The following is a 16,333-nucleotide window of genomic DNA, read 5'->3' as shown; positions in this document are numbered from 1 at the left end:
ACGCCGTTCTCATGATTGGGGTGACATTCGTATAAACTTATGCGCTGATTCATCGACAAACCGATTGTTCTTGTGTCAACCGGAGCCAGCATGTCCCAGACTACCGCCGTTTCCGTCGTCGCCCTGAAGACTTTTCCGCTTTTTCATGGGCTTAGCGACGAAGTGTTGAGCAACGTGGCGCGCGTGTCGATGATGCGCCGGTTTCCGCGCGGGCAGTCGGTGGTGTGCGCCGGCGACCGGCCCGACTACGTCTATCTGGTGCTGACCGGCAGCCTCAAGGTCGTGGTCAGCGACGAGGACGGGCGCGAGGTCATCCTTTCCATCCTGGGCCAGGGCGAGTTGTTCGGCGAGATGGGCATGTTCGAGGAGCGCCCGCGTTCGGCTTCGGTGATCGCGGTCGTGCCTTCCGACCTGGTGCTGATCTCAAAGCAGGATTTCCGTCGCCTGATGCAGGACAGCTTCGACGTGTCCTGGCGCATCATGTGCAACCTCGCCGAGCGGCTGCGCAACGCCGACCGCAAGATCGAGAGCCTGGCGCTGATGGATGTGTATGGACGGGTCGCACGCCTGCTCATCGAAATGTCGGAAGACGTCGGCGGGCAGGCGGTGGTGGTGCGCAAGGTGTCCAAGCAGGACATCGCCAAGATGATCGGTGCCTCGCGCGAGATGGTCAGCCGCGTCATGAAGGACCTTGGCCAGCAGGGACTGATCGAGGAGCGGCCCGACGGCATCGTGCTGCGCGAGCGCCTTAACGACGTCTGAGTGCCTCGGTGCGCGGGCCGGCGCTGGCGCGATGCTTTGTGAGCAGGCGCAACAATCGCGGCCGGGGCGGGTGATCGATCCCGTATAATCCGGGCGTCGTATCACTGTCGCTACCTGCCACGCCCTCCATGCTGTCTCGCTCGTCCTCCCGCTCCCAGCCCCTGCCGGAAAAGATCTCCCTCCTGCTGCAGGAAGCACGCTGGCTGATCCTGGGCGTGATGTCGCTCTACGTCGGTCTGATCCTGATCGGCTACAGCGAGGCCGATCCGGGCTGGTCGCACGCCTCCGAGGTCGCGCGTGTGTCCAATCCGGGCGGCCGCTTCGGCGCCTGGCTAGCCGATCTGCTGCTCTACCTGTTCGGACTGTCGTCCTGGTGGTGGGTGGTCTTCCTCGGCTATAGCCTGCTGTGGGGCTTCCGGCGGCTGAAGAACAAGCTCGAGCTCGACCGCCGCTCCTTCATTTTCGTCATGCTCGGCTTCTTCGTCGTGCTGCTCACCAGCAGTGCGCTGGAGTTCCTGCGTTTCCACTCGCACGGTGCGGCGGTCCCGCTGGAGCCCGGTGGGCTGGTGGGGATGGAGCTCGGTCAGCTCACGCAGCGCTACTTCGGCTTCACGGGCGGCACCCTGATGCTGCTCACGCTGCTGGCTTGCGGGCTGTCGCTGTTTACCGGGGTGTCCTGGCTCGCCATCGTCGAGCGGGTGGGCCTGGCGCTCGAACAGGCCGTGGTCGGGGTGCTGCAGGCCTGGCAGCGCTGGCAGGACCGGCGTGTCGGCCGCGAGATCGCCCAGAAGCGCGAGGCGGTGGTCGAGACCCGCCGGCGCAAGACCGAGAAGGTCGCCGCCGCGCCGCTGCGCATCGAGCCCGCGGTGGTCGCGGTGCCCAAGTCGGAGCGCGTCGAGAAGGAACGTCAGCAGACCTTGTTCACGGATGCGCCTGGCGGGGCGATCCCGCCGGTCGCACTGCTCGATCCGGCTGCGGGCGGGGTGGAGCCGCCGTCGCCGGAGTCGCTCGAGTTCACCTCGCGCCTGATCGAGACCAAGCTTGCCGATTTCGGCGTCGAGGTGAAGGTGCTCGCGGCCTATCCCGGCCCGGTCATCACCCGCTACGAGATCGAACCCGCCACCGGCGTCAAGGGCAGCCAGGTGGTCAACCTCGCCAAGGATCTTGCTCGCGCGCTGTCGCTGGTATCGATCCGCGTGGTCGAGACCGTCCCCGGCAAGTCCTGCATGGCGCTCGAACTGCCCAACCCCAAGCGTCAGATGGTGCGCCTGTCCGAGATCGTCGGCTCCAAGGTGTATCAGGATGCGCATTCGCCGCTCACCGTGGTGCTCGGCAAGGACATCGGCGGCCAGCCGGTGGTGGCCGATCTGGCCAAGATGCCCCACCTGCTGGTGGCCGGCACCACTGGCTCGGGCAAATCGGTGGGCATCAACGCCATGATCCTGTCGCTGCTGTACAAGAGCGAGCCCGAGCGGGTGCGCCTGATCATGGTCGACCCGAAGATGCTCGAGCTGTCGATCTACGAGGGTATCCCGCATCTGCTGGCGCCGGTGGTGACCGACATGAAGCACGCCGCCAACGCGCTCAACTGGTGCGTGGCGGAGATGGACAAGCGCTACAAGCTGATGGCCGCGGTCGGCGTGCGCAACCTCGCCGGCTTCAACAAGGCGGTGATGGAAGCGCGCAAGGCCGACAAGCCGCTCACCAACCCGTTCTCGATCAGCCCCGAGAACCCCGAGCCGCTCGAGCCCTTGCCCTACATCGTGGTGGTGGTGGACGAGCTGGCCGACATGATGATGGTGGTTGGCAAGAAGGTCGAGGAGCTGATTGCCCGCCTCGCGCAGAAGGCGCGCGCCGCTGGCATCCACCTGATCCTCGCCACCCAGCGCCCCTCGGTGGACGTGATCACCGGCCTGATCAAGGCCAACGTGCCGACCCGCATCGCCTTCCAGGTGTCGAGCAAGATCGACTCGCGCACCATCCTCGACCAGATGGGCGCCGAAACCCTGCTCGGCATGGGCGACATGCTCTACCTGGCGCCGGGGACCGGTCTGCCGGTGCGGGTGCATGGTGCTTTCGTCGCCGACGAAGAGGTGCACAAGGTCGTCGATCACCTGAAGACGATCGGACCGCCCGATTACGTCGAGGGCATCCTGTCCGCGGGCGAGGACGACATGGACGCCGCACTCGGCGGCGGTGGCGAGGGCGGCGAGGGCGAGGCCGACCCGCTCTACGACCAGGCGGTTGAGGTCGTGGTGAAGACGCGCCGGCCTTCGATCTCGCTGGTCCAGCGTCATCTGCGCATCGGCTACAACCGCGCCGCGCGCCTGATCGAACAGATGGAGCGTGCCGGCCTCGTGTCGCCGATGGGCAGCAACGGCAACCGCGAAGTCATCGTGCCGGCCAAGGAGAACGAATGAACACTCGCAGCCTGTCCGTCGCCGCGCTCGCCCGCGGCGGCGTCGCCCTCGTGCTCGCGAGCATGGCCATGCTCGCCGCAGCGGCCGATGGGGTCGCCCAACTGCGTGATTTCGTCGCCCATGCGCGCAGCGCCGAGGGCGAGTTCGAGCAGCTCGTGATGGCGCGATCCGGGCGCCGTCCGCAGGAGGCCGAGGGGCAGTTCGCCTATGAGCGCCCGGGCCGCTTTCATTGGGAGTACACGCGCCCCTACCGCCAGGTACTGGTCGGCGACGGGCGGGCCCTGTGGACCTGGGATCCCGACCTCAACCAGGTCACGGTGCGCGAGATCGGCGACGCGCTGGGGGCGACGCCGGCGGCGATCCTGTTCGGCGCGGGCGCCCTCGATGACAGCTTCGAGCTCACCGACGGCGGTGTGAGCGATGGCCTGGCCTGGGTCGAGGCGCGGCCGCGGCAGGCCGAGAGCGGCTTCGAGTCGCTGCGCATCGGCCTCGCCAACGGCCAGTTGCAGCAGATGGAGATGCGCGACAACTTCGGCCAGACGACGCTGATCCGTTTCACCCGCCTGCAGCCCAATCCCCCGCTCGCGGCCGACCGCTTCAGCTTCGTCCCGCCGGCCGGGGCCGACATCATCGGCGAGATCCCCGACGACCTTGGGGCTTCGCGGACGACGCCGGGACGCTGAGGTCTGTTGCCGGCCATGGCCGATCTGTTCGAGTCGCTCGAGCCGCCGCGCGTGCCGCTGGCAGAGCGCATGCGCCCCAAGATGCTGGACGAGGTGGCGGGGCAGGCCCACCTGCTGGGCCCGGGCAAGCCCCTGCGCCTGGCCTTCGAGGCGCGCCGGCCGCATTCCATGATCCTGTGGGGGCCGCCCGGTGTCGGCAAGACCACGCTCGCGCGCCTGATGGCCGAAGGCTTCGATGCGGAGTTCATCGCGCTGTCGGCGGTGTTCTCCGGCGTCAAGGAGATCCGTGAGGCGATCCAGCAGGCACAGGTGGCCAAGGCTCGTGGTCGCCACACGATCCTGTTCGTCGACGAGGTCCATCGCTTCAACAAGGCGCAGCAGGACGCCTTCCTGCCCTACGTCGAGCAGGGCCTGGTCACCTTCATCGGGGCGACCACCGAGAACCCGTCTTTCGAGGTCAATTCGGCACTGTTGTCGCGGGCGGCCGTGTACGTGCTCGAGGCCCTCGACGCCGAGGCGATGGCGGCATTGTTCGAGCGCGCCAGAGCCGTGGCCTGCCCCGCGCTCGTCTTCGAGGACGATGCTCGCGAGCGCCTCATCGGCTTTGCCGACGGCGATGCGCGCCGGCTGATGAACTTGATCGAACAGGTCCAGGTGGCGGCCGAGACCGCGAGCGTGGCACCGGTGACGGGCGCCTTTGTCGAGCAGGCGCTGTCGCGCAGTCTGCGGCGCTTCGACAAGGGCGGCGAGGCCTTCTACGATCAGATCTCGGCCTTGCACAAGTCGGTGCGCGGCTCGGACCCGGATGCTTCCCTGTACTGGCTGTGCCGCATGCTCGATGGGGGGGCGGATCCGCTTTACCTTGGGCGCCGACTGATCAGGATGGCGGTGGAGGACATCGGTCTCGCCGACCCGCGCGCGCTGGAGATGGCGCTCAACGCGATCGCGACCTACGAGCGCCTCGGCTCGCCCGAAGGCGAACTCGCCCTCGCCCAGGCGACCATCTTCCTGGCCTGCGCCGCGAAGTCGAACGCGGCCTACACGGCCTACAACGCAGCGCGCGCCTTCGTGGCCAAGGACGGCTCGCGACCGGTTCCCCTGCACCTGCGCAATGCGCCGACGCGGCTGATGAAGTCGCTCGATTACGGGAAGGCCTACCGCTACGCGCATGATGAGCCCGACGCCTACGCAGTGGGCGAGAACTACCTGCCGGAGGGGCTGGATGCGCCGAACTGGTACCAGCCTACGCCGCGCGGCCTGGAAGGCAAGATCGCCGAAAAGCTCGCACGCCTGCGCGCGCTCGACGCTGCGGCCGCGGCGAGAAAGTCTGACAACCAATAGAGCGTGAGGGGGCACCGGATTCGGTGCCCCCTCACGCCAAGGCCCGCACGCAGAATGCGATGCGGGCGGGGAGAGATCTAGTGGGGCAGGGGATGATCTGCCATGAAGCGCGCGCACACCGAAGCAGCCTGCTTGGCCTTGCGCGCGTCGCCGCACGCATTGGCGCGCTCGATCAGCTCGAGCATGTAGTTGGTCAGCACCATCACGCCTTCGGGCGTTTGCACAAGCCCGCAGACCATCTGAGCCGCTGCAGCGTCAGGGATGTCCTCGTGCTCGGCGATCAGGGCGACCTCATCATCGGTCAGATCGCAATAGTCAAGGCAGTCACGAATAGATAGCATGCCGTTCTCCTCCAAGGTTGAGCCGTCTGACGCGGCTTGATGCCTCTCTGTCTCAAGCATAATGGACAGCATAGGTTTTGCAAGTTCGATTTAAGTGTCGGTGACTAATCAAGTTATTGATTGGAAAAGTTAATTTTTGCACTGCGCCATCAGCCGCGGTGCTTCCAGAAGGCGCGTGTGACCATGGGCTTGCAGCCGTTTGCCGTGACGTTCTGCGAGCATTCGTTCCCAACTCATTGATAGAAAAACGTACCAGGAATTTCCCGATGCTCGATATCCAGCTTCTCCGCTCCCACATCGACACCGTTGCCGCCCGCCTTGCCACGCGCGGGCTGACGGTGGACGTCGCCGCCTTCCAGGCCCTGGAGGATGAGCGCAAGCAGTTGCAGACGCGCACCCAGGAATTGCAGGCGAGGCGCAACGCGTTGTCGAAGCAGATCGGCATGCTCAAGGCCAAGGGCGAGGATGCGACGGGCGTGATGGCGGAAGTCGGCCAGCTCGGCGAGGAGCTCAAGGCCTGCGAACAGGCGCTGCCCGGCCTGCTCGAGCGCATCAGCGATTTCGTCTCGCGCCTGCCCAACCTGCCGCAGGACAGCGTGCCGGTGGGTGCGGACGAAACCGCCAATGTCGAGGTGCGTCGCTGGGGCGCACCGGCGCAGTTTGACTTTGAAGTGCGCGATCACGTAGACCTGGGCGCGCCGCTGGGCTTGGAGTTCGACACCGGCGCCAAGCTGTCGGGCTCGCGTTTTGCCTTCCTGCGCGGCCCGGTCGCACGCCTGCACCGCGCGCTGGCCCAGTTCATGCTCGACACGCACACGCTCGAGCACGGCTATACCGAGTGCTACACGCCCTACATCGTCAACCGCGAGGCGCTGTACGGCACCGGCCAACTGCCCAAGTTCAAGGAAGACCTGTTCTGGGTGCTGCGCGGTGGCGACGAGGAGGGGCTGGAGCAGTACCTCATCCCGACCGCCGAGATCACGCTCACCAACAGCGTGCGCGAGGACGTGCTGGCGCTCGATGCGCTGCCGATCCGGCTCACTGCGCACAGTCCCTGCTTCCGCTCCGAGGCCGGCAGCGGCGGCCGCGATGTGCGCGGCATGATCCGCCAGCACCAGTTCGACAAGGTCGAGATGGTGCAGATCGTCGAGCCCGCGCAGAGCGACGCGGCCCTCGAGCAGATGGTCGGCCATGCCGAGGCCATCCTGCAGAAGCTCGAGCTGCCGTACCGCGTCATTACGCTGTGCACCGGCGACATGGGCTTTTCCGCGGCGAAGACCTATGACCTCGAAGTGTGGTTGCCGGCGCAGAACACCTATCGCGAGATCTCGAGCTGCTCGAACTGCGAGGCCTTCCAGGCGCGACGCATGCAGGCGCGCTTCAAGAATGCGCAGGGCAAGAACGAGCTGGTGCACACGCTCAACGGCTCGGGCCTGGCGGTCGGCCGCACCCTGGTGGCGGTGCTCGAGAACCACCAGCAGGCCGACGGCTCGATCCTCATCCCCGCCGCCCTGCAACCCTATATGGGCGGGCTGGAGCGCATCGAGGCGCCGCTCTGACGATGGCTTGCGACGTCCCCTTCGCCTGAGGTTCAGGCGGCGGGTGCGAGGCCGGGGCCGCAGCCCTGGCGCCAGCCGTGGAAGCTTTCCAGCAGCGACAACAGGGCAGGCACGAAGAACAGCACCAGCAGGGCCGAGAAGCCCAGGCCGAAGGCGATCGAGGTCGCCATCGGGATCAGGAACTGGGCCTGCAGCGAGCCTTCGAACAGCAGCGGCGTGAGTCCGCCGATGGTGGTGAGCGAGGTCAGCAGCACCGCCCGCAGGCGGCCGCAGGAGGCGTTGACGAGCGCATCATGCTGGCTCGCACCCTTGTGCTTGAGCTCCTTGAACAGCGTCACCAGGATGATCGAGTTGTTGACCACGATGCCGGCCAGGCCGAACAGGCCGAACATCGACAGGATGGTGAGCTCGATGCCGAGCAGCCAGTGGCCGAAGATCGCGCCGGCGAGGCCGAGCGGGATGGCCGACATCACCACCAGCGGCCAGCTCCAGGACGAGAACGACCACACCAGCACGAGGTAGATCAGGCCCAGGCCCAGCACCAGGCCCGCGCGCATGTCGGCCAGGGTTTCGCGCTGGTCCGCGGAGCGCCCCTCGAAGCTGTACTCGATGCCGTAGCGGGTGGCCAGTCGTGGCAAGGTGTCGCGTGCCAGTTCGGCCTGGATGGCATTGGCGTTGTTGAGTTCGGTGTCGACCGCGCCCGACACCTCGACCGCGAGCCGCCCCTGCGCGTGGCGCAGGGCCTCGAAGCCGCGCCGCGACTCCCAGCTCGCCACCGTGGCCAGCGGTGCGAAGCGGCCGTCGGGCAGGCTCACCGTGATGCGCTCGAAGACGTCGAGCCGGCTGCGTTCGTCGCGCGGCAGCAGCACGCGCACCTCGAGCTCGTCGCGGCCGACCTGGACCAGCTGCGCCAGCGCGCCGTCGAAGGCGGCGCGCAACTGACGGCCGAGGCTCTCGGTGGTGAGGCCGAGGGCTTCGCCGGCCGGGGTCAGGCGATACACCAGTTGCTCACGGCCAAAAGGCATGTCGTCCTCGGTCTCGCTCACGCCGGGAATGCCCTTGAGCGTCTCGGCCAGCGCCAGCGCGGCCGCCTTCAGCGCCTCGGCGTCATCGCCGGTGAGGCGGACGTTGAGGTCGCGTCCGGGCGGCCCCGACTGACGCGCGGTGAAGGTGAGCAGTTCGATGCCGGCGACCGGGCCGAGCTTTTCGCGCCAGGCGGCGAGGAAGCGCTCGTTGCGCACCTCGCGTTCGTCGGGGGGTGTCAGCTCGACCATCACGCCGGCGAGCTGGTCGCCACGCGCGCTGGTGCCGCTGCCGCTGCTGATGGTGCCGCCCAGGCGTGCCACCGCCGTGTGCACGAGGCCGCCGCCGAGTTCGGCCTCGGCTTCGAACAGCGCGCGCTCGAGATCCTGCAGGAAGGCCTCGGTGTGGTGGCGCGGCGTGCCGGCGACGAAGGTGGCATTGGCGAACACGACCTGGCCCTCGGGGGTGGGGAAGAACACGAAGCCGATCCGCCCGCCGGCGATCAGCCCCACCGCCAGCACCATCAGGCCGACGCTGAGCGCGACCGTGGTGCCGCGCCATGCCAGGCTGCGTTCGACCAGGCGGCGGAACGGCCCGTCGCGAAAGCGGGCGAAGCCGGCGTCGAGCCGCTCGCGCAGCGCGGAGTGGTGCAGCCCGGCCTCGCCCGCGAGGGCGATGCGCAGGTGGGCGGGCAGGATCAGGAAGCTCTCGAGCAGCGAGGCGGTGATCACCATGATCATCACGAAGGGGATGTCGCCGAGGATGTTGCCGATCACGCCCCCCACCATCATCAGCGGCAGGAAGGCGGCGACCGTGGTCAGCGAGGCCGCGACCACCGGCCACAGCATGCGCTGCGCGCCGCCGAGCGCAGCCTGCGCCGGGCCTTCGCCCATCTGGCGATGGGTGTCGGCGTCCTCGCTGACGACGATGGCGTCGTCGACGATGATGCCCAGCGCCATGATCAGTGCGAACAGGCTCATCATGTTGATCGTGCCGCCGAAGAAGTACATCAGCCCCAGCGTGGCCAGGAAGGCGGTGGGGATGCCGACCATCACCCATAGCGCCACGCGTGCGGGCAGAAAGAAGTAGAGCACCGCCACCACCAGCAGCAGGCCCGACAGGCCGTTGCTGACGAGCAGCCGGATGCGGTCGTTGATCAATTGCCACTGGGCGTCGAACACCTCCAGCCTGATCGTCGGCGGCAGGGTGGGGCGCGTCTTCTCCAGCCAGTCGTCGAGCACCCGCGCGGCCTTCAGCGAGTGGCCGCTCTCGCTGCGCTGCAGTTGCAACTCGACCACGCTGTCGCCGCGTTCGAACAGGGCGAGCTCGTTGGCGCGTGGCTCGCGCGTGATGGTGGCGATCTCGCCCAGGCGTACGACGCCGCGCTCATCGCTGATGATCGGCAGCGAGGCGAAGGCTTCGGCGCTGCGGCGCTGCTCGAGGCCGCGGATCTCGCGCGCGCCGTCGACCTCGCCGGCGATGCCCGCCGGCACGTCGCGTGCAAGCTGGCCGACGCGCTCGCCGACCTCGACCAGCGACAGGCCGAGGGTCTCGAGCGCCGCCGAAGGCAGCTCGATGGCAATGCGCTCCTCCGGCAATCCGGTGATGCTGACGCGGTCGATGCCGGCAGCGAGCAGTTCGCTTTCGAAGCGGCGCACCCAGGGACGCAGCTCCTCGACGCTATTGCCGCGCACGAGCAGGCGGGCGATGGGCTCGTAGCGCGACACCCGGCTCACCTCCGGCGCCTCGGCGTCGCGTGGCAGGTTGCGGAACTCATCGACGCGCTGGCGCACCTGGTCGAGTGCGAGCAGGGCGTCCGTGCCTTCGTGCAGTTCCAGGGTGATGCTCGCGACGCCCTGGGCCGAGGTCGAGCTCATGCGCTTGAGGCCGTCCACCGTCTTCAGGCGTTCTTCCAGGGGCGAGGTGATGCCGGCCTCGACGTCCTCGGCGGCGGCGCCGCTCCACACTACCCGCACCGAGATCACGTCGAGCTCGAAGCTCGGAAAGAACTGCACGTTCATGCGCATCAGGCCGACGGCGCCGAGCACGAAGGCGAGCAGCATCAGCACATTGGCCGCCACCTTGTGGCCGGCCAGCATCTGCAGCATGCCGGTGCGCTTCATCGCGCGGCGGTCTCGACGACGTCGACGGCCAAGCCGTCGATCGCGTGCGGCAGGTGGGTGCGCATGATCTGCATGCCGGTGGCCAGGCCATCGGCCCGCACCAGCAACTGCAGGCCGTCGCCCTCGCGCTGCTCGCCCGCGCGTGCCACGCGCAGGCCACGGAGACGACCGTCCTCGATGCGGTACAGGCGGTCACCGCCATGCAGGGCCGAGGGCGGCACGGCGAACACGTCGTTGGCGAGCGGTCGCTCGAGGACCGCATTGACGAAGGCGCCCACCGGCACCTTGGCCGCGTCCTCCAGGCGCAGCAGCACATCCACGCCGCGTGCGTCGGCTTCGCCGCTGATGCGCTGGAGGTGGGCGACCAGCGTGGTGGCACCGAACTCGGCGCGGGCGCGCGGTGTCTCGCCGCGGCCGAGCGCGGCACGCAGTTCCTCGGCATAGATGGCGGGAACGCGCGCGCGCAGGTAGAGCGCATCCGACGAATAGAGGCTGAGCAGGGTCTGGCCGGCTTGCACCTGATTGCCGGGCGCCACCTCGACGGTGCCGATGCGGGCCGCGAAGGGGGCGACGATCTCGCCGCGCTCGGCATCGCGCCGTGCCTCGTCCAGGCGCGCCTGCAACTGCGCCAGGCGTGCGGGGTGCTCGGCGATGGCCTGCTGGCGCTGGGTGAGGGACAGGCGCACGCGGGCGAGCTCCTCGCGTGCCTGGTCGAAGGCACTCTCGGCGCCAAGGCGGGCGTTCTTCAGACGCTCGAAGCGCTCGAGCTTGGTCTGGGCCAGTTGCAGCAGGGTGCGCTCCTGGCTGATGGCTTCCTGGTCGGCGCGGTGGCGGATGCGCTCGCGCTCGAGCTCGGCCGCCGCCTGGGCTACCCGCGGCTCGAGGTCGCGCGGGTCGAGGCGCGCGAGCACGGTGCCGGCTTCGACGCGATCGCCGTCGCGCACCCGGACCTCGAGCACGCGCGCGCTGACTGGTGCCGCCGCCTGCAGCTGGTCGGGGGCCTCGATGCGGCCATACAGCACCAGGGTGGGATGCAGGCTGGCGGCGACGAGCTCATGCGCCTCGACGCGCCACACCCGTTCGCGGACTTCCACCAAGGGGGCCTCGGGCCGGGTTGCGCGCAGGCCGGCAAAGCCCGCGATGGCGACGAGGAGGATCAGTACGGGGAGCAGGCGTCGCATCGGCAGGGCCTTCATCGCAGCGATGCTGCGTGTCTATCAGGAGTTGCTTATTTTAACGCTGCCCGCAAGCCAGCGCTCGCCTTCCTGCAGTTCGGCGCCCACCCCTGCCAGGGAGGTTTGGCGGCCGCGGCTCACTCCGCCAGCCAGTCCGACTCCCACTGCGCCAGTTCGGGAAAGTGCTTGTCCGCCTCGGTTCGCAACTCGAGCTCGAGTTGCTCGATCAACGCCCGCAGACGTGCGTCGGGCGCTTGCGGCAGCATCGGCAACAGCTCGACGATCAGGTCGCCCGCCGGGCGGCTGCCGCGGGCGGGAAAACCAGCCGCCTCAACCCGCATCTCGCGTGGGTGGGCGAGGCCGGGCTCGAGCAGCACCATGCGCGGCCCGGCGGGATGCGGAATGGGCAGCGGGCCCCCGACCAGCATGCGCAAGGCACTGACCGGACGTTGCAGCACGAGGTTCCGGCCATCGCGGCGGAACAGGGCATGGGGGGCGAGGCGGATGCGCAGGCGCAGGTCGCCGGGCGCATATGCGGGGTTGGCATGCGGCTCGCCCTCGCCCGCAAGGCGGAGCTCGTCATCGTCCGTCATGCCCGGTGGCACCTGAACCTGCAGCCAGCGTTCGACCTGCTCCTCGCCGCTACCCCCGCAGCCGCCACAGGGGCGGGTGTGGCTGTAGCCACGGCCATCGCAGGCGCGGCAGCGCACCAGGCCGCTGTCCGAGCGCAGCCGGCCCGAGCCTCGACATGGCTCGCACAGGCGACTGACGCTGAAGCGCTCGAGACCGCTGCCATTGCACTGCGAGCACGACCGGGGGCTGCGCACGCAGACGTCCTTGGGCACGCCCAGGAAGGCGTCCTCGAAGCTGATCTCCAAGGTCTGCAAGCGATCGGCGCCGCGCGCTGGGGTGGGGGCGTCTTCGGCGGGATCCGCGTGCGCCCGCTGGTGGCCTGACGGCTGATCGAGCAGGGCTGCGAGCAGGGCATCGTGGGCCTGGCGCAAAGCCTTGAAGTGCTCCACCGCATGCGGGTCGGTGTTGCGATCGGGGTGCCAGCGCATCGCCAGATGGCGAAAGGCGCGCTTGATCTGCGGGCGCGTGGCGCCGGGTTGGAGGCCGAGCAGTTCGTGAGCGTCGTGCATCTTCAGGGGGTCGTGGGGCAGGGGCGGCAAGCCGTGAGCTTAACCGAGCGCAGGAGGCTGAAGAAGCGGCAGAGGCCGAGCCGGCCGAGAAAAGAAAAAAGGCCCGATCTCGGGACCGGGCCTTTTTTCAGCGATCTGGCGCGCCCGGAAGGATTCGAACCTCCTACCCCCTGGTTCGTAGCCAGGTACTCTATCCAGATGAGCTACGGGCGCGTTGCCGATATCGTTTAGAGCCCGAAGTCGGAAGGCTATGAGTGGCGCGCCCGGAAGGATTCGAACCTCCTACCCCCTGGTTCGTAGCCAGGTACTCTATCCAGATGAGCTACGGGCGCTTCGTACTGCACTGCGAAGGAGCGGCATTATATCGCCTGATGCAACGCCTTCAACTGCTTTTTTTTTTGGCGGAGAGGGTGGGATTCGAACCCACGGTAGGCTCGCACCTACGCCTGATTTCGAGTCAGGTACATTCGACCACTCTGCCACCTCTCCGCTCGAAGGTCGGCATTATAGTGAGTTTTCGGGAAATGTGAACAAGTTTCTGCGGCATCGATCATGCGCCCCTGGGCTGCATTTCGTCGAGGGCGCGCACCGCCTCGGCCGCGTACATCAGCGCCGGTCCGCCGCCCATGTAGGTGCATACCGCGAGGGTCTCCATGATCTGCTCCCGGCTGGCGCCGAGACGGATGAGGGCCTTGATGTGGAAGCCGACGCAGGCGTCGCAGCGCTGGGTGACGGCAATGGCCAGCGCGATGAGCTCCTTGTGCAGCTCGCTGAGGGCACCGTCCTGCAGCGCGCCCTTGGCCATTGCGCTGAAGCCCTGCATGGTGTCCGGCGTCTCCTTGCGCAGGATCGCCAGCGCCTTGGACACGTCGGTGGTGATCTGGACGAAGGACTTCGACATCGCGCTGCTCCCGTAATTTAGGAGCCGCTTATATTACGGGTTTGCGCTGCGTTTGTCGCGTTCGATCAGGGCGTAGGCCGAGTGGTTGTGGATCGACTCGAAATTCTCCGACTCGACCACGTAGGCATCGATGCGGGGCTCGCGGTCGAGCTGGCTGGCGACGTCGCGCACCATGTCCTCGACGAACTTGGGATTGTCGTAGGCACGTTCGGTGACCCACTTCTCGTCGGGGCGCTTGAGCAGTCCGAAGACCTCGCAGGAGGCCTGCGCCTCGACCAGCTGCACCATCTCCTCGATCCACAGGTGACCATTGAGCACCGCGGTCACGGTGACGTGCGAGCGCTGATTGTGGGCGCCATAGGCCGAGATCTTCTTGGAGCACGGGCACAGGCTGGTGACCGGCACGACGACCTTCATCGAGAATTCGTAATCGCCGCCCTCACCGATCGAGCCGATGAAGCACACCTCGTAGTCCATCAGGCTCTGCACGCCCGACACCGGGGCGGTCTTGTTGATGAAGTAGGGGAAGCTCATCTCCACATGCCCGGTCTCGGCCTCGAGGCGCTCGACCATCGCGCGCAGCATCGGCTCGAAGGACTCGACCGAGATCTCGCGCTCGTTGTCGTTGAGAATCTCGATGAAGCGCGACATGTGGGTGCCCTTGAAATTGTGGGGCAGGCCGACGTACATGTTGAAGTTCGCCACCGTGTGCTGCACGCCGCCCGCCTTGTCGGCGACCTTCACCGGGTGTCGGATCGACTTGATGCCGACCTTGTTGATCGCGATCTGACGGGTATCCGCGCTGCCCTGGACGTCGGGCATGGAGAGTTCGGTGGGGGCGTTCATGGGCGTTTCTCTTGATTCGAAGTCATCGGGCCAGGTGCAAGCGAGTTGCACCTGGCCCGAATCTTAGCTTTCCCGACAAAATTGCTCAACTTTCGGCGGTGCACGCGGCGCCGCGCGCTCAACCTTGTGTGTCGAGCTCCTGCGCCTGGCGGATGCGGGCGAGGATGCCGTCGTGGTCGAGGCCGACCGAGGCGAGCAGCTGCGCCTGGTCGCCGTGATCGATGAAGCGGTCGGGCAGGCCGAGGCGCAGCACGCGCGGGCGGGTTCGCAGCCCGTCGACCACACGCGCGACTTCGCTGCCGGCGCCACCGATGACGGCGTTCTCCTCGAGGGTGACGAGCAAGTCGTGGTCGGCGGCAAGCTGCGCGATGAGCGTCTCATCGAGCGGCTTCACGAAGCGCATGTTGGCGACGCTGGCGTCGAGCGTGTCGGCCACCTTGCAGGCGACCTCGACCAGGCTGCCGAAGGCCAGCAGCGCGACGCGCTTGCCCTGGCGCAGCAGCGCACCCTTGCCGATCGGCAGCGCGCGCATTTCGGCCACCGGCGCCACGCCCTTGCCGCTGCCACGCGGATAACGCACTGCCGTCGGCCCCGGATGACGGGTGGCGGTGTACAGCATCTGACGGCACTCGTCCTCGTCTGCCGGTGCCATCACCACCATGTTGGGGATGCAGCTGAGGTAGGAGAGGTCGAAGGCGCCGTGGTGGGTGGCGCCGTCGGCGCCCACCAGGCCGCCGCGGTCGATGGCGAACACCACCGGCAGGTTCTGCAGCGCGACGTCGTGAATCAGCTGGTCGTAGGCCCGCTGCAGGAAGGTCGAGTAGATCGCCACCACCGGCACGAAGCCTTCACAGGCGAGGCCGGCGGCGAAGGTCACCGCGTGTTGCTCGGCAATGCCGACGTCGAAGTAGCGCTCGGGGTACTCGTGGGCGAAGCGAACCAGGCCCGAGCCCTCGCGCATGGCCGGGGTGATGCCGACGATGCGCGGATCGGCCTTGGCGATGTCGCACAGCCAGTCGCCGAACACCTGGGTGTAGGTGAGCTTGCCACCGCCCTTGCCGGTCTGGATGCCTGCCGTGTGGTCGAACTTCGACACGCCGTGGTACAGGATCGGGTCGGCCTCGGCCAGCTTGTAGCCCTGGCCCTTGCGGGTGATCACGTGCAGGAACTGCGGGCCGGTGAGCTTCTTCAGGTTCTGCAGCGTCGGGATCAGCGCGTCGAGGTCGTGGCCGTCGATCGGGCCGTAGTAGTGGAAGCCGAACTCCTCGAACAGCGTGCCCGGGCTGATCATGCCCTTCGCGTACTCCTCGACCTTGCGCGCGAGCTCTGCGACCGGCGGGGCGATGCCGAGCACCTTCTCGCCCATGCGGCGTGCGGTGTTGTAGGTCGAGCCAGACAGCATGCGGGCAAGGATCTTGGTGAGTGCGCCGACCGGTGGCGAGATCGACATCTCGTTGTCGTTGAGGATGACCAGCAGGTTGAGGTCTTCCATGTCGCCGGCGTTGTTGAGCGCCTCGAAGGCCATGCCTGCGCTCATCGCACCATCGCCAATCACCGCGATCGCATGGCGGTCTTCCTTGCGTGCGCGCGCCGCCACCGCCATGCCGAGGGCGGCCGAGATCGAGGTCGACGAGTGCGCGGTGCCGAAGGTGTCGTATTCGCTCTCGCAGCGGCGCGGGAAGCCCGAGATGCCGCCCCAGTGGCGCAGCCCGTGCATGGCTAGGCGACGGCCGGTGAGTACCTTGTGGCCGTAGGTCTGGTGGCCGACGTCCCACACGATGCGGTCATAGGGGGTATTGAAGACGTGGTGCAGGGCGATGGTCAGTTCGACGGTGCCCAGGTTCGACGACAGGTGGCCGCCGGTCTTCGACACCGACTCGATCAGGAAGGCGCGCAGTTCATCGGCCAGGGTGCCGAGTTCGCGGCGGTCGAGCGCCCTCAGCTCGGCGGGCGAGCCGATGCGTTCGAGGTTGGGGTAGGGGGCCATGGGTCCGGCGTTCCTTGCTTGTTGTCGTGG

Annotated in this window: 12 protein-coding genes and 3 tRNA genes; 5 read left to right on the top strand and 10 right to left on the bottom strand. The window is 67.6% G+C overall.

What is annotated here, in order from left to right; all coding sequences use genetic code 11:
- Positions 1-90 precede the first annotated feature (90 nt).
- The 4 genes from ACMV5O_RS12750 to ACMV5O_RS12735 all read left to right on the top strand — a co-directional run bounded on the left by ACMV5O_RS12750 (position 91) and on the right by ACMV5O_RS12735 (position 5,206).
- Entirely contained in the window at positions 91-762 is a 672-nt protein-coding gene (locus ACMV5O_RS12750; protein ID WP_324538084.1) for a Crp/Fnr family transcriptional regulator, read from the top strand.
- A 128-nt stretch (positions 763-890) separates the two neighbouring features.
- A complete protein-coding gene (locus tag ACMV5O_RS12745) occupies positions 891-3,182 on the top strand; it encodes a DNA translocase FtsK (protein ID WP_416163803.1) in 2,292 nt (763 codons plus the stop codon).
- The gene (gene lolA / locus ACMV5O_RS12740; protein ID WP_416163802.1) at positions 3,179-3,865 is read left to right on the top strand and encodes an outer membrane lipoprotein chaperone LolA; all 687 of its coding nucleotides are present in this window, start codon (positions 3,179-3,181) and stop codon (positions 3,863-3,865) included. Before ACMV5O_RS12745 ends, lolA begins: the two co-directional genes overlap by 4 nt.
- A 15-nt stretch (positions 3,866-3,880) precedes the next feature.
- Positions 3,881-5,206 (top strand): replication-associated recombination protein A, encoded by a 1,326-nt coding sequence (locus ACMV5O_RS12735; RefSeq protein ID WP_416163801.1) that lies wholly within the window; start codon positions 3,881-3,883, stop codon positions 5,204-5,206.
- A 77-nt stretch (positions 5,207-5,283) separates the two neighbouring features.
- Here ACMV5O_RS12735 and ACMV5O_RS12730 read toward each other — a convergent pair whose 3' ends face one another.
- Complete coding sequence (locus ACMV5O_RS12730) at positions 5,284-5,547, bottom strand: hypothetical protein (protein ID WP_416163800.1); 264 nt, start codon at positions 5,545-5,547, stop codon at positions 5,284-5,286.
- Between the two features lie 266 nt (positions 5,548-5,813).
- Here ACMV5O_RS12730 and serS point away from each other — a divergent pair, with 266 nt between their 5' ends.
- Entirely contained in the window at positions 5,814-7,106 is a 1,293-nt protein-coding gene (gene serS, locus ACMV5O_RS12725; RefSeq protein ID WP_416163799.1) for a serine--tRNA ligase, read from the top strand.
- 32 nt (positions 7,107-7,138) lie between these two features.
- Here the strand turns inward: serS and ACMV5O_RS12720 are convergent, their stop codons facing one another.
- The 9 genes from ACMV5O_RS12720 to dxs all read right to left on the bottom strand — a co-directional run bounded on the left by ACMV5O_RS12720 (position 7,139) and on the right by dxs (position 16,303).
- Positions 7,139-10,252: an efflux RND transporter permease subunit gene (locus tag ACMV5O_RS12720; protein WP_416163798.1), complete on the bottom strand. Its 3,114-nt coding sequence runs from the start codon at positions 10,250-10,252 to the stop codon at positions 7,139-7,141.
- Positions 10,249-11,448 (bottom strand): efflux RND transporter periplasmic adaptor subunit, encoded by a 1,200-nt coding sequence (locus tag ACMV5O_RS12715; RefSeq protein ID WP_416163797.1) that lies wholly within the window; start codon positions 11,446-11,448, stop codon positions 10,249-10,251. Before ACMV5O_RS12715 ends, ACMV5O_RS12720 begins: the two co-directional genes overlap by 4 nt.
- A 116-nt stretch (positions 11,449-11,564) precedes the next feature.
- Positions 11,565-12,569, bottom strand: coding sequence for a DnaJ C-terminal domain-containing protein (locus ACMV5O_RS12710; protein ID WP_416163796.1), 1,005 nt, complete (start codon positions 12,567-12,569; stop codon positions 11,565-11,567).
- Positions 12,570-12,705: 136 nt separating this feature from the next.
- Positions 12,706-12,782, bottom strand: a tRNA-Arg gene (locus ACMV5O_RS12705).
- A 42-nt stretch (positions 12,783-12,824) separates the two neighbouring features.
- A tRNA-Arg gene (locus ACMV5O_RS12700) sits at positions 12,825-12,901 on the bottom strand.
- Between the two features lie 67 nt (positions 12,902-12,968).
- A tRNA-Ser gene (locus ACMV5O_RS12695) sits at positions 12,969-13,058 on the bottom strand.
- Between the two features lie 61 nt (positions 13,059-13,119).
- Positions 13,120-13,470, bottom strand: a complete 351-nt coding sequence (locus ACMV5O_RS12690) for a carboxymuconolactone decarboxylase family protein (protein ID WP_416163795.1) — start codon at positions 13,468-13,470, stop codon at positions 13,120-13,122.
- Positions 13,471-13,503: 33 nt separating this feature from the next.
- The gene (gene folE2 / locus ACMV5O_RS12685; protein WP_416163794.1) at positions 13,504-14,316 is read right to left on the bottom strand and encodes a GTP cyclohydrolase FolE2; all 813 of its coding nucleotides are present in this window, start codon (positions 14,314-14,316) and stop codon (positions 13,504-13,506) included.
- Between the two features lie 118 nt (positions 14,317-14,434).
- Positions 14,435-16,303, bottom strand: a complete 1,869-nt coding sequence (gene dxs / locus ACMV5O_RS12680) for a 1-deoxy-D-xylulose-5-phosphate synthase (RefSeq protein WP_416163793.1) — start codon at positions 16,301-16,303, stop codon at positions 14,435-14,437.
- Between the last annotated feature and the right edge of the window lie 30 nt (positions 16,304-16,333).

The sequence above is a fragment of the Thauera sp. WH-1 genome, from assembly GCF_047806685.1.
GTDB lineage: Bacteria > Pseudomonadota > Gammaproteobacteria > Burkholderiales > Rhodocyclaceae > Thauera.
This window is presented reverse-complemented; position numbering and strand designations above follow the sequence as displayed.